This is a genomic window from Bacillus sp. FJAT-47783, assembly GCF_022808615.1.
Lineage (GTDB): Bacteria > Bacillota > Bacilli > Bacillales > Aeribacillaceae > Bacillus_BZ.
In genome coordinates, this window is sequence record NZ_JAKZKS010000017.1 from 1 (window position 1) to 13,275 (window position 13,275).

Sequence of the window (13,275 nt, forward strand, 5' to 3'; positions counted from 1 at the left end):
TTTCGAGTGATATATCTTTTATGCTATCAACTTGTACAATACCTTCAGATTGCAGCCATTCAAAAAAGATTTTAAAGTCATGTACATAGCCCAATAGTGTAGAAGGGGATAGATGGGCACGTTTTTTTGCCCGTACATACTCCACAACATAAAAAGGCATTTCTTTTAAATGTTGCTCCAATCGCTGCTCATGTTGTAGACGTTCTCATAAATGCTAGTATGTAGAAAAAGTAAAAAATGGAATCAAGGTTTTTACTTACAAATGACATTATAGGAAATTTTACGCATAAACGTTTTAAAAAATATTTAAATGTCGGGACTAACAAAATAGAAATGGTTACAGCAATTAATAACAGGAGACTAACATAAATATATTTATCATATATATCTTTAGCCTTATACCCTTTCATTAATTCTGATGCTTTATAGGCAGTATAGACATAAATAATCAGTAAAATATAGTATATGATTAAGGTTATTAATAAAGAGAATACAACTTCAGCGATTTTTTCGGCTAAAGAATTTATGAAAACTAGAGGGTGGGAATTTAAGGAACAGATAGGTTCAGGACTTGTATTTCAAAAAGATAAAGAAACCACCACTATTGAAACAAGACAATACTAAAAGCATTATTTTATATGGGATGTTCCAAAAGAAATATTAAACTAGCGGGTGCTTATCCGTATTAATAAGCGTTTTTTCTAGTAAAAAATATTGAGTCAGAACGCCATTTTTAAATAATTGGTATTAAACAATTAGGCAGGATAGATAAATAAGGTCTGGTTTTTAAATGGAGGTAGCAGATGAGGAAAATAATATTGTTTATAGCGCAAAGTTTGGACGGGTATATTGCAACAAAAGAAGACTCTTTAGATTGGTTATTTAACGTTGAGGGTGAAGGAGATAATGGTTACTCTGAATTTATTGATACGGTTGATACGATTTTAATTGGAAAGAGAACATATGACTGGATTATGAAGCATGAAAATGGAAAATTTCCATACCGTAATAAAGAGTGTTATGTCTTTTCAAGGTCAGCAATTCAGGATACCGAACATGTTAAATTCGTAAACGGAGACATCATTAGATTTACAAAAAGCTTAAAAGATGCAGAAGGGAAAAATATTTGGATCGTTGGCGGTGGCGATTTATTACATACGTTTTTAAAAGAAAAACTCGTTGATGAATTAATATTGACAGTTGCTCCAAAGATTATTGGAGAAGGAATTCCACTATTTAAAGCAGGCGATTATCAACTGGACCTTTCGTTAAAAGGTACTAGAACTTTTAACCAATTTGTTGAATTACATTACGCAATAAAAAAATAATAAAATACTTCAAAATGGTTCTATCTATTAATGTTTCTTATTTTGAAATAATTGCAGAAAAAGGTAAGGGGGATTCTCTTGTTAATCAGAGAGATAAAAGCAGAAGATGCAGAGAATTTTATAAATTTAATAAAGCAAGTTGAATCTGAAGCTAAATTCTTGCTTATGGAAGCTGGAGAAAGAAAAACGACTCCTGAGCAACAACGTATACAGATAGAACGTCTTGCACAGCAAAGTAATTCAACAATATTGATTGCCGAGCAAGACGAAGGAAAGTTAGTAGGCTATTTGATTGCGAACGGGGGAAAAGTTAAAAGAACTAAGCACTCTGTATATCTCGTTATTGGTATTTTAGAAGAATACAGAGGTCAAGGGATAGGAACAGCACTATTTCAACGTTTAGAAGAATGGGCAATAAATCATCATATTACTCGATTAGAACTCACAGTAGTAACCCAAAATGACGCAGCACTAGCTCTATATAAGAAAAGTGGATTTGAAATTGAAGGAACGAAGAGAAATTCACTTATGATTGATGGAAGGCCTTATAATGAATATTATATGTCTAAATTATTATGAATGTCGTATGTATAGGACAAACTTGGATCAGGGAAGGCTGAACATAAGGGGGCGACTATCAATGAGTACCTTTGAAGCTTTATCTCTGATGCTTAGTTTTGGTATGCTTGTAATCGCTATTCTAGGATTTACAGATAAGGATAAAAATTCTTGAACACGCTGAAACATGCGTGTTGTTTTTTAATTTTAATATTTGTGAAATGGTTCTAAACTTCACAAACATCCTTAAAGCACCCTAGTCTTGCAAAACGTTTTTAATAAATAATACCCCACAGGGACCTTTGAATCTGTGGGGTAGATTATCGATTATTTTGGTGAAATTAATTAAAATAACTTCATCTGTTCTTCAATGGAACTGTTTTTCTCATCTATTGAATACCCCATTGCACGGTAACCGACTAATCTTTTTTCAAACATCTTTTGCATCAGCGGTATTTTTTTATCGACATAATCATAAACACGTACTTCCTGTTTGTTGGCGTGATTTCGGTGTATGCGACCAACGTATTGTTGTAGGGTTCCTTTCCATGATATTGGCATAGCTAAGAAAAGCGTATCTAGCCGAGCATCGTCAAAGCCTTCACCAATATATTTGCCTGTTGCAATTACTAATCTCTCTGTTCTATCAGGAATAGTAGCTAGCCTTTCAAGTTGTTGTTTCCTTTCCTTTTTCGTCATATTTCCTGATAGTACGATAATATTTTTAGCAAATCCTTGAAACATCTGTTGAATGGTTTTAATATGTTCAATTCGTTCTGTTAAGATTAATGGAGAACGCCCTTCTTCAAGATTAGACAAAACATCATCAAATAATTGTTCGTTCCGTTTTTTGTTGTTAGCCATTTCTTTATATAGTTTTTGAATATCTTCTTGATCAGATTGAAAATCCGTATACCTCGTAAATAATCGATGTACAAAGGGCCGAACCTTTGCTTGAGCTTTTGCGTTCACTTTATAGCGGATCGGACCGCATTGCATGTAGATAATAGGGTGTAACCCATCTTTTCGAATCGGTGTAGCCGTTAGACCATATACATACTTAGCTCGGACTTGTTTTAATACTTGTTCAAAACTATATGCAGATACATGATGGCATTCATCGACAATGATTTGACCATATTGTGTAATAAATGATTTTAACTGACCTTTATAATTTAAGCTTTGAATCGTTGTTACGTCTATATTTCCTGTAATTTTCTTCTTCCCGCCACCGATTTGTCCAATTTCTTTTATGGGGATATTTAGAAACGTTGATAATTGATTCACCCACTGCTCTATTAGCTGTGTCCGATTTACAATGATTAACGTATTAATGTTTCGATTTGCAATAAGAGCAGCCGCAGTTACGGTTTTACCAAACCCGGTCGTTGCAGAAAGTACTCCTGTATGATGTTCTACTAACTGTGATAAGGCTTCGTGTTGCTGAGCAGTTAACTGACCATTAAATTCAACCTTGATTTGTTGTCCCTCGTATTGGTTATCAATGAAATCGTATTCTATCGATAAAGAAGACAATAAATTGATTACCTCTTCTAAACAACCACGTGGTAAGACTAAATAGCCATCTTGATCCGAAGAGCAATTAATTACTTTAGGAATTCCATAAGTAGACATGCGATTTTTTTCCGCTTTATAAAATTCAGGGTTCGAAATCGTTGCCAATTTTGTTAATTTTGTTAATAAAGTAGAGGAGAGCTCATCTTTCTTAATGAAAAGCCCGTTTTTTAATTCAATGGTCACTTTTTTAGGATACACTTCATTTACAGTGATTTCTCCATCTTCAGTCAGTTGGATAACATCCTGGATTTCTTTTGTTGTCATTGTTTGAATTGAAGATATAAACATCCATTGATCTGGATAGGGAGTAAAGGTTTCATCTACGAAAACACTATTTCCATTTGACCTTGGTATTCTCTGCAGTGGGAGTGCAATTAAATTTCCAAACCCGCCTTTTGGAAGAGTATCCTGGTTCGGAAATAATCGATCGAATGAATCTAATCCTATTTCGTATCGTTTTTCCATTGTTTTCGAAAGCAAAGTCATTCCCATTTTTCGAGCTAATGAAGCGGGGACAGCTTCAGAGAAAAATATCCATACGTGAGCACCTTTCCCAGATCTAGATCGTTCAATATTACAAGGTACGGAAAACTCTTTACATATTTGGACAAATGCGAGTACATCTTCTTGCCAATTGTTTTTGTCAAAATCAATCGCAAGGAAAAAGCACGTTTCATCTTTTTGTATCGGATAAATTCCAATTGTATGTTTTCCGCTTAAATGATCGTAAAGTACTTGATCAGTTATTGGTAGCAATGTTCGGTGCTGACATTCACTGCATTTTATCTCAGGTTTTTGGCAAATTGGTGCTTGCCATTCATGAGCACATGCAGGTGTGTAGCCAGCTCGGCCATTTTTAGATTCCCAGCGAACGGCATAAACATCCATTCGTCCTTTAAATAGTCGTTTGAATAATTGTATTTTTTCATTGGAAGATGATTTATTATTAATCAATTCATGAGATAAAGTGGAAGAAAGGTTGTTTTCTTTTCTTTGCATCATATTGGAAATCGTTTTCTTTAAATATTCATTTTCTTTTCGTAAACGTTCACATTCTTGAAGGGCTGCTTGTAACTGAATTCGGATATCCATCACATTACCTCTAATACGCTGATTTTAACTGTAATTTTAAAACATTTGATTCGGAGTGTAAAACGATACTTGTTTAGAGATATTAATGAAGGTCGCGAGAATGGTGGATCTAAAAGATCTTTTCTTGTTAATTTTAGTACTCCAAATTTCGTGATATAATGAAAAAGGAGAAATCGAGGGGAGGGGTATTGTTGAGCGGTGATTTAAAAGAATTATTACGATCGGTATTAAAAGAAGAGTTAGAACCGATTAACAAACGCCTTGATGGATTTGAAACACGTTTCGAAGGGTTAGAGACCCGGTTTGATGGGTTAGAAAGTCGAATGGACGGAATAGAAACCCGGTTTGATGGGTTAGAAAGTCGAATGGACGGAATAGAAACCCGATTTGATGGATTAGAAAATCGATTCGACGGAATAGAATCTCGATTCGATGTGCTGGAAACACGAATTGAAAGCCTAGAAGATCGTGTGTTAGAGCTTCAAGATGGACAAGAACAACTACAAAAGAACCTAATTGAGAGTCTTGGGTAATACACAGAAAAAATTGTCGAACATGTTGATGATAAAACAGAAGTGTTAAATAAACGTGTGTTTAAAGTAGAAACGGATATCCAACGCTTAACTCGACAGTGACTTTTCACTTGTTTTTTGACTTCATTGTATGGTAAACGCCTTCCTAAGGAATGCGTTTTTTATTTTTAGAAATTCGTGTTATGGCAGAAAATTTTTTGTATAATGTTGTAAGCGGCATGTTTTTGACTGTTATCAAATAACATACAATCCCATATATGAGGTGGATTATTATTAAAAATTTGGAACACTTGTTAAAATCCCATATTCTGAATGCTAATTTCGCTGAAGCTAGTAAGCTGGCAAAAATGATGGAGGTTTCAAAGTTAAATGAATTGCTTATAGAATTAGCATTTGAATGTAGTGAAGATATAATCATTTATACTTTCGTATGTCATCTACTAATAGAACAAGAAAGTGAAGCATTACATTCATTAGCTTGTGGTCTTCTCTGTCATCCTTTTTGTCATATCGGTGGAGCGTATAAATCCGCTTTATACCATACAAGGAAAGCGTTAATGTTAGATCCAGAGCATATTGGTCATAAGGAGATGTTGCTATTCTTTTATGAAGTGCCTGATCTACCAGATGAATCCATAACAAAAGAAGAAGCTCTTAACATAGCTAATCAAATTTTAGAAAAAGAGCCACACAATCAAATTGCTAAAGATTTTATCAAAAATTTTGCTTAAGGTTTTCAATATATCAAAATTAAATGTAATAACAATTTCTAACAATCGGAGGCTCAGATGGATTTAGTAGAGATTTTAAGAAGAAAAAGAAGAAAAGTAACTGAAATTCCTAAGTGGGGAACTTACTTACGAAAACAGTGGGAACATCATTTCGCAAGTTCTATTAGTGATTCTGAAAAGAAATCGATATTTTTAGATGAATTTTTGTGGCACATATTTAGTTATGAAAAAGTAGCTTGTTTCCATAATGATGAGGCAAAAAAAGTATTTCATAATGAAAAAAAGAATCAATGCTTTGTTTTTTATCAACACTCGAACGATGCGCTTATACTAGAACGTCCACAAAATATTTCTGCTGCAGATTTTTTTAAATGAAAAGGATGTTTATATTGTTGATAAGGAATTCAAATGGACATATGTTCAAACACATGAGCCTTATTGTGGTCCATACTATTGTTCAAAGGAATTAATAAAAGGGAATAACTTTAATGGGGAATGCTCATGAGAAAAAAAGCGTATTATTTAATTGATAGCTTAGTCTTGTTTGCCATCCTTGTTATTTCGCTTTTTTATGGAATAACGTGGATATTGATCGGTGAAGAACCAATTATAAATAAAGAAGAATTTAACAACTTTGTCATTTTTACAATCTGCATGGTGCTACTATATGTAGGGTATATTCATTTTCAATACGGCTCAAAAGTAGTGAAAAATGTAAAAACATTTTTATTTTTAGCTGGATTAACAATGTTCAGCTTTATCTCATACATAGGTTATAAGTCTGCTACCGTAGCAACTCAAGTGCAGCATGGAGAATATGTAGAGTTCGCTAGATTCGTAACATTTGTTTCAACATTAATCGTCTTCTTCTATGTTTTAGTTAAATTTGTGAAAATGCTGAAGAAGTAGCTTTGTTTAAAGGCTCTTTTTTGATTAGGTCTGTATGAATATATGGTTCACGGCCAATGTAGGGATGATGCTACCACGCGGAATTCTATGATGAAAGAGGGCGTTCATTTCTTCAATATACTATTATCTTTTTAAGAAAAACAAAGGAAGTGCCCTTAAATGAACATTTCCTCTGTTTCTCGTCACAATGAAATCTTATTTTTTAAATAAGAATACAACTGAAGAGCTAAGTGAAGATTTAAAAATTCTTCAGTTTCCGAAAAATCGATTTGAAGAATATCCTTAATTCTCCGTAAACGATAATTTAAGGTATTGACGTGAATGTGCAAGCCCTCTGCTGTTTCTTTTACATTTTGATTGTTTTCAAAATATGAATTTAGTGTTTGTAATAATTCTCCTTTTCGGTCGCTCTCATACTTAAGCAAAGGGCCTAACGTTTCTGTTGTGTAATCGATAAGCTCTTCTTCAGTATTTTGTAAGAGTAAGCGTTGAACACCTAATTCAGAATAATGAATTAAACTTTTGGATAGTGAATAGCTTTTCATAAATTTCAACGCTTTCTGAGCCTCCTGTGCCGATTTAGAAATAGCGGGCAGTCCTTCTTTTACTCGACCGACACCTATTTTTAATTCAATATCCCATTGTCTTTCGTTTACTTCTTGTAAAAATTGCTGAATGACATTGTTTAATTGATGCTGATGAAACGATTTATTATCAAATTTTGAATAGGATAATATGATTATGATCAAATCATCTTTTGTTGCAATGACACGCGAATAGGTGGTGAAAACACGGTTGGCAATATGAACAAGATGCCGTTTAATACTTAGTTTTTGTTCAATATGTTCACTATCAAGTTCGTCTATTGATGCTAAAATGACGAGGTAATGATTTTTCGGATCCAATTTTAAATTCTTCGCCTGTTGCATAATCCCTTCATCTATTTTCCCTTTTAATAACTCTCCTACAAACTCCCCTTTACTTTTCTGCTTAGCATCAAAAATTGCTTGTTTTTTCACTAATTCGAGTGATATGACGGTACAGGCATGTTCGAGGATCGTCATATCAACATCATCCATTTTTTTGTTTGTTAAAACCGCAAGCATTCCATACAATTCTGGCTTCGAACCAATAGGAAAAATCATTAGCTCATAATCTTTTTTATCCAACGTAATCGATTTTATATCACGGATACTCTTCGTTGATTGAATAGGTGTAAGAACAAGATGTCTAATTTTATCAACATCTTCCTTTGTAAAAGGAGAATTATATACCGACGCTAAAAGCTCGCCAACATCATCAAATAGAAAAATGTCATGATCAATTCTTCGGTATACGTACTGAAGAATTTCGTTCATTTCTTTTCCTTGAAGGACGAGGTTTGCCAAATCGTTATGAATTTCGACTGAACGGGATAACATATGATTTTGTTTTGTAATCATGTTATTTAGTTGTTCGAGTTGTTTTACCGTTGTTTCTTTTTCTCTATATAACCGTGCCTTTTCAATCGCAACGGCTGCTTGGTGGGAAATTGCTTTTACAAGCTTTATATCTTCTTCAGTGAATTCCCCTTGATTAAATGCATCAATTGTAATGACGCCAATGCATTCATCTTTTATTAAAATCGGGGCACACATCGTTGAAAATGGATAGTTTGGAATTGATTCTTCCATAAGCTTTAAATTCTTTGGACTTAAAGTCGATGTTATTTTTCTTACAACGTTTTGACTTCGAAAAAGAAGACATTCTTTTTTGATAAAACTTTGGCCTGTCATCGACTCACCAGGCTTTAACTCTAATTGATTCACAATGAGCGGATCAAATCCAGTTGTGGATTCCGCAACTAAACTACCTTTCTTTTCATCGTATAAAAAGAGGACACCGCCATCAGCAGCCTCAATGACCGATATCGTAACTTGCATTATAGAATCAATAATTTTTTCAATATCCAATGAACTGTTTAATACGTTCGAAACATAAATTAACGATTCTAGTTGTCTATGACTTAATGCTTCTTTCATTTTAATCATCCTTGTTAGAAAAATACTTGCTGTTTAAATACGGTAATCGGTTGTTCTCCAATCGATCAGGTTATTTCTTATTTAAATAATCAAGTGTAGCTGTTAGTAAAACTTTCCCTGCTATGAGCATCGACTTTTCATCGATATTAAATTTAGGATGGTGGTGTGGATATTCAGCTCCTATTTCAGAATTGCCTGCCCCAGTGAAAAAGAATGTGCCTGGAACCTTTTGTAGGTAATAAGCGAAATCTTCGCCGCCCATCATCGGTTTCATTTTTTTTACGTTGTGCTTACCTACAATTTTTGCTGCACTTTTTACAAGTAAACTCGTTTCTGCATCGTGATTTACAACTGCTGGGTATCCTTTACTATAGTCGAATTCATAGGAAGCTCCGCCTCCATCACAGATAGATTTTGTAATCCTTTCCATTTCATTAATAATAAAGTTTTGAACGTCTGGATCAAAGGTACGAACAGTTCCTCCAATTGTTGCCGAATCGGCAATTACATTGAATGCACTACCTGCATGGAAGTAGGCAACCGTAATAACAGCAGGCTCAAGTGGATCAATGCGTCTGCTGACGATTTGTTGCAACTGTTGGACGAGCGCTGTCCCTAATGCTACGGAATCCACTGTTTCATGTGGGGAGGCTCCGTGTCCACCTTTTCCTTGAATTTTAATCTCGAATCGGTCAGCAGCGGCCATAGTAGGACCACTTCGATAACCGATTTCACCAACAGGCATCGTAGACCAAATGTGTGTTCCAAAAATTGCATCAACACCGTCAAGACAACCATCCTCAATCATTGGCTTTGCTCCACCTGGTGCTAGTTCTTCCGCGAATTGATGAATGAGGACAACATTTCCTACTAAGTCATCCTTCATATCATGTAAAACGCTCGCAACTCCAAGCAAAGTAGCAGTATGGGCATCGTGACCACAAGCGTGCATAACACCTGGTACTTTCGATTTATATGGAACATCTTTTTCGTCTTGGATCGCGAGGGCATCAAAATCAGCACGTAATGCTACTGTTTTACCAGGCTTTCCACCTCTAATAATACCCACTACACCACTTCCACCAACCCCTGTTTTCACTTCGATTCCTAAGGTTGTTAAATATTTCGCAATTTTTATCGGAGTGTTTTTTTCCTCAAAAGAAAGCTCTGGATATTGATGAAAATAACGACGTAATTCAACCATCTCATTGAATTTATCATTTAATTTACGATCTATTTTTTCTACTAATTGTTCCATTATGAAATCCCTCCCAATTACTAATATTTAGAATAATTATACTATTAATCAATGGTGAATCTATGTATGCGTGAACAAAAAATAAATGATTAAATTGTTGGTATCTACATAAATCAATAAAAGGTATAGGTTCATCTTGTTATTGAAAACAATTCAAAAGATACAAATTGTTTATAAACACAATAAAAAAAATAAAAGATTGTTTCCCTGTACATAGTATTGTAAGTCTAAATCTTTATAATGAAAAGAAAATATAAAATTTTCAGAAAATAGAAGGGGGAAAAGACGTGCAGACACCAATCAAAAAAGGAGAATATAACATCCAACGATCTGAAAATAAAAATCTATTGAATAAAATGCTAGACATCGTTGAAAAAGTAGGGAATAAGCTACCGGATCCTGTTACATTGTTTATTATATTTGCCATTATTATCATCATTGTTTCTCATATTGCTTCACTTTTAGGTGTTAAAGTTGTCAATCCTGCGACAAACGAAACCGTTCAAGCGGTAAGTTTATTAACAAAAGAAGGCTTCCAAAAAATCATGACGAATATGGTGAATAACTTTGCTGAGTTTCCACCATTAGGATTAGTTCTTGTGACGATGATTGGTGTTGGATTAGCAGAAGGTGTCGGACTAATCTCGGCGCTGCTACGAAAGCTTGTTTTAAGTGCACCTAAAAAAATTATTACTGTCTCAATCGTTTTTGCTGGATTATTAGCAAATATGGCCGGTGATGCGGGATTTATCGTCTTACCGCCTATTGCAGCATTAGTGTTCATGAGTGTTGGTAGACATCCCATTGCAGGTATGGTCGCCGCTTATGCATCAGTAGCTGGAGGGTTTAGTGCGAACCTAATTGTCAATATGCTCGATGCCCTTCTTGCAGGCTTTACGCAATCTGCCGCAGAAATTATTGATCCAAATGTAGTAACAAATCCAGCTATGAACTGGTACTTTTTGGCCGCGTCTTGTATATTTTTTGTTCCACTTGCAGTATGGGTAACAGAAAAAGTCGTAGAACCAAGACTTCCTGAATATACTGGACGAAAAATGTCGATGGACAAGCTTAAACGTGTTGAATTAAAAGGGTTAAAATGGGCTGGGATCACAACTTTACTTTTCCTTTCGTTAATTGCGCTGACGGTTATTCCTGAAAACGGTTGGTTAAGAGGGGAGGATGGAGGAATTATTATTTCTCCGTTTATGAGCTCGCTTGTTCCAATTATTATGGGTCTTTTCTTGTTCCCGGCTTTAGCTTATGGGATCGTAACAAAGGAAATACGATCTGACAAAGATATGGCACACAAAATGGCAAAAGCTCTAGGAACGATGGGGATGTATATGGTCATCTCTTTCTTTGCCGCCCAGTTTATTGCATACTTCAGCTGGAGTAATTTAGGGATTATCATGGCCGTTTCAGGCGCTGATACGTTAAAAAGTTTGGGTTTAACAGGATTACCGTTACTTGTTGGATTTATTATATTTAGTGCATTTTTAAATATGTTTATCGCAAGTTCATCTGCAAAATGGGCGATTGTCGGTCCAGTGTTTGTTCCGATGTTTATGTTATTAGGATATGATCCGGCATTTACCCAGCTTGCCTATCGAATTGGAGACTCGATTACAAACCCAATTACACCAATGTTTGCTTATTTTGCGATTTTGCTAGCTTGGGCGAAACAATATGATAAAAATATGGGGCTTGGTTCATTAATTGCTGTTATGCTTCCGTACTCAATCTTTTTTGCTATTTCATGGATCATATTCTTTATTGTTTGGTATTTCTTAGGTCTTCCTTTAGGGCCTGGAGCATATATCCATTTACAGTAAAAGAGGGTGTGAAATATTGAATAACATATTTTCAAAAGAACATCTGTTAAAAGAACTAAACAAGTGTTCGATCTATGAGGGAATTGATGCGAAAGAATTACACCGGGATTGTCCCGGTGTTTTTAGTTAGTATAATAAATGGACCTGCAATACCAATTGTAGCAAGTAAAAGAAAAATAAAAATCGTTACACCGATAAAGAGTACACTGTTCGCCAACACACTAAACACTACAATGGCTTTACTTTTTGTTCTTATCCCCCAAATCATAGCTACTAAAAAACCAATATCGATGATTGCGTAAATCGTAACTGCAATCCACAAATTTGTTCCTTTAACTTCTCTCGGAAGAAATAAAAAAATAGCCGCTGTCAAAAATAAAATAGCAGTTAAGAAAATCGGTTTACTGTTATCTCCAAACGAATTATCCATAAAATCACCTCTATTTCCAAATTATACTATATACCTTTCTTTTTAACACAAAAAATTTTAAGGCGTTATTTTCAAAAGAACGTTTTTTAAATAGGTTTGATAAGTGTTTGTTGTTTTAAGGAATTGTCGCAAAGAAAAAGAAATGGATGAAATAGAATAAAAGAGGCACAACACGTTTTCCGTATATCTACAAGGAAAAAGTAAAGGCCCTTTCTAAACAATGGATGGAAGAGATTTGGATTAAAGGAGAATTACCAACAAAAGAAACAGCTTTCGTAAGCTAATAAAAATCATACAACAAAGAGGCTGGATTTTCGTAAGTCAGGTGCCACTAACCACTTTCCAAGTGTAGTAATTAAAATATGTTTGGATTTCCGTATATAGCCACACTAAAGTAAGGGCGATCGTGATAAGAATTGCAAGCCACGCATCTTGTTTGGCTTCAACCCCCAACGCAAACAATGGCGTACTCCCGATTGGTATAAAAAACGAAAAAGGTTACAATGAAAACAGGAGTTCTGTACTAAAAATCCGAAAGCAAAGGGAGATGAGGAATGGATTTTTTTACTTTAATCGCTGAAGATAAAATTAAAAGAGCGTATAAGGATGGAGAATTTGAACAATTATCAGGAATGGGTAAACCGCTAAAGCTTGATGATCTATCACATGTCCCAGAGAGTCTTCGGATGGGATATAAACTTTTAAAAAACGCGGGGATGATGGAGGAGGATGTACAAATAAAGAAGGAAATAATGGGCATCGAAGATTTATTAAAAAATTGCTACGACGAAATAGAAAGAGTAAAGCTACAAGAGAAACTTTCGGCGAAACAATTGCAATTAGAACAATTTATCCAAAAACGTAAGGCATTCCATTCACCTGCTTCTGCCTTTTATAAAGAAAAGGTTTATAAAAAATTAACATAAAAAGCATTACAAACCCGCTAAATGTCGTTTGCTTTCCTAGCTCGTTCCTACCGACTTGCCCAGTGTAAGAGATGTT

General features: G+C 34.7%; 13 protein-coding genes and 2 pseudogenes. 9 read left to right on the plus strand and 6 right to left on the minus strand.

From position 1 onward, the window contains the following. A pseudogene (locus MLD65_RS12205) lies at window positions 1–181 on the minus strand (tyrosine recombinase XerS); the annotation flags it as partial. Window positions 182–803: 622 nt separating this feature from the next. Between MLD65_RS12205 and MLD65_RS12210 the strand changes: the two are divergent. From MLD65_RS12210 to MLD65_RS12220, 3 genes are all read left to right on the plus strand, one after another. After that, window positions 804–1,328 carry a dihydrofolate reductase family protein gene (locus MLD65_RS12210; RefSeq protein ID WP_243292151.1) on the plus strand — a complete coding sequence of 175 codons (525 nt, stop codon included), beginning with the start codon at window positions 804–806 and terminating at the stop codon, window positions 1,326–1,328. A gap of 78 nt (window positions 1,329–1,406) precedes the next feature. Next, a complete protein-coding gene (locus MLD65_RS12215; protein ID WP_243292152.1) occupies window positions 1,407–1,907 on the plus strand; it encodes a GNAT family N-acetyltransferase in 501 nt (166 codons plus the stop codon). 61 nt (window positions 1,908–1,968) lie between these two features. Further along, on the plus strand, window positions 1,969–2,061 hold the full coding sequence (locus tag MLD65_RS12220; RefSeq protein WP_243292153.1) for a putative holin-like toxin: 93 nt from the start codon (window positions 1,969–1,971) through the stop codon (window positions 2,059–2,061). A gap of 170 nt (window positions 2,062–2,231) precedes the next feature. On the opposite strand, the gene MLD65_RS12225 is transcribed toward MLD65_RS12220, so the two are convergent. Next, the gene (locus MLD65_RS12225; protein WP_243292154.1) at window positions 2,232–4,556 is read right to left on the minus strand and encodes a TOTE conflict system archaeo-eukaryotic primase domain-containing protein; all 2,325 of its coding nucleotides are present in this window, start codon (window positions 4,554–4,556) and stop codon (window positions 2,232–2,234) included. 191 nt (window positions 4,557–4,747) lie between these two features. On the opposite strand from MLD65_RS12225, the gene MLD65_RS12230 reads away from it, so the two are divergent. The 4 genes and pseudogenes from MLD65_RS12230 to MLD65_RS12245 all read left to right on the plus strand — a co-directional run bounded on the left by MLD65_RS12230 (window position 4,748) and on the right by MLD65_RS12245 (window position 6,729). Then, a complete protein-coding gene (locus MLD65_RS12230) occupies window positions 4,748–5,089 on the plus strand; it encodes a hypothetical protein (protein WP_243292155.1) in 342 nt (113 codons plus the stop codon). A gap of 281 nt (window positions 5,090–5,370) precedes the next feature. Beyond that, window positions 5,371–5,820, plus strand: a complete 450-nt coding sequence (locus tag MLD65_RS12235) for a hypothetical protein (RefSeq protein WP_243292156.1) — start codon at window positions 5,371–5,373, stop codon at window positions 5,818–5,820. A gap of 57 nt (window positions 5,821–5,877) precedes the next feature. Next, window positions 5,878–6,325: pseudogene (locus tag MLD65_RS12240) on the plus strand (DUF4275 family protein). Next, entirely contained in the window at window positions 6,322–6,729 is a 408-nt protein-coding gene (locus tag MLD65_RS12245) for a hypothetical protein (RefSeq protein WP_243292157.1), read from the plus strand. The pseudogene MLD65_RS12240 and the gene MLD65_RS12245 overlap by 4 nt, the downstream one beginning before the upstream one ends. Before the next feature lie 182 nt (window positions 6,730–6,911). Here the strand turns inward: MLD65_RS12245 and MLD65_RS12250 are convergent, their stop codons facing one another. Beyond that, complete coding sequence (locus MLD65_RS12250; protein ID WP_243292158.1) at window positions 6,912–8,750, minus strand: helix-turn-helix domain-containing protein; 1,839 nt, start codon at window positions 8,748–8,750, stop codon at window positions 6,912–6,914. Window positions 8,751–8,820: 70 nt separating this feature from the next. Beyond that, a complete protein-coding gene (locus tag MLD65_RS12255; protein ID WP_243292159.1) occupies window positions 8,821–10,008 on the minus strand; it encodes a M20 family metallopeptidase in 1,188 nt (395 codons plus the stop codon). A 356-nt stretch (window positions 10,009–10,364) separates the two neighbouring features. On the opposite strand from MLD65_RS12255, the gene MLD65_RS12260 reads away from it, so the two are divergent. Then, window positions 10,365–11,843, plus strand: coding sequence for an AbgT family transporter (locus tag MLD65_RS12260; protein WP_243292214.1), 1,479 nt, complete (start codon window positions 10,365–10,367; stop codon window positions 11,841–11,843). 97 nt (window positions 11,844–11,940) lie between these two features. On the opposite strand, the gene MLD65_RS12265 is transcribed toward MLD65_RS12260, so the two are convergent. Then, window positions 11,941–12,273, minus strand: coding sequence for a hypothetical protein (locus MLD65_RS12265; RefSeq protein WP_243292160.1), 333 nt, complete (start codon window positions 12,271–12,273; stop codon window positions 11,941–11,943). Between the two features lie 321 nt (window positions 12,274–12,594). Beyond that, a complete protein-coding gene (locus tag MLD65_RS12270) occupies window positions 12,595–12,756 on the minus strand; it encodes a GerAB/ArcD/ProY family transporter (protein WP_347709301.1) in 162 nt (53 codons plus the stop codon). 71 nt (window positions 12,757–12,827) lie between these two features. On the opposite strand from MLD65_RS12270, the gene MLD65_RS12275 reads away from it, so the two are divergent. Then, complete coding sequence (locus MLD65_RS12275; RefSeq protein ID WP_243292161.1) at window positions 12,828–13,199, plus strand: DnaJ family domain-containing protein; 372 nt, start codon at window positions 12,828–12,830, stop codon at window positions 13,197–13,199. Window positions 13,200–13,275: the final 76 nt, after the last annotated feature.

What these genes read in the sequence shown, in the direction of transcription:
- MLD65_RS12250 (WP_243292158.1), bottom strand. Translation starts at nt 8,750, where the DNA reads ATGAAAGAAGCATTAAGTCATAGACAACTAGAATCGTTAATTTATGTT.
- MLD65_RS12265 (WP_243292160.1), bottom strand. Translation starts at nt 12,273, where the DNA reads ATGGATAATTCGTTTGGAGATAACAGTAAACCGATTTTCTTAACTGCT.
- MLD65_RS12245 (WP_243292157.1), top strand. Translation starts at nt 6,322, where the DNA reads ATGAGAAAAAAAGCGTATTATTTAATTGATAGCTTAGTCTTGTTTGCC.
- MLD65_RS12255 (WP_243292159.1), bottom strand. Translation starts at nt 10,008, where the DNA reads ATGGAACAATTAGTAGAAAAAATAGATCGTAAATTAAATGATAAATTC.
- MLD65_RS12275 (WP_243292161.1), top strand. Translation starts at nt 12,828, where the DNA reads ATGGATTTTTTTACTTTAATCGCTGAAGATAAAATTAAAAGAGCGTAT.
- MLD65_RS12220 (WP_243292153.1), top strand. Translation starts at nt 1,969, where the DNA reads ATGAGTACCTTTGAAGCTTTATCTCTGATGCTTAGTTTTGGTATGCTT.
- MLD65_RS12260 (WP_243292214.1), top strand. Translation starts at nt 10,365, where the DNA reads ATGCTAGACATCGTTGAAAAAGTAGGGAATAAGCTACCGGATCCTGTT.
- MLD65_RS12225 (WP_243292154.1), bottom strand. Translation starts at nt 4,556, where the DNA reads ATGGATATCCGAATTCAGTTACAAGCAGCCCTTCAAGAATGTGAACGT.
- MLD65_RS12210 (WP_243292151.1), top strand. Translation starts at nt 804, where the DNA reads ATGAGGAAAATAATATTGTTTATAGCGCAAAGTTTGGACGGGTATATT.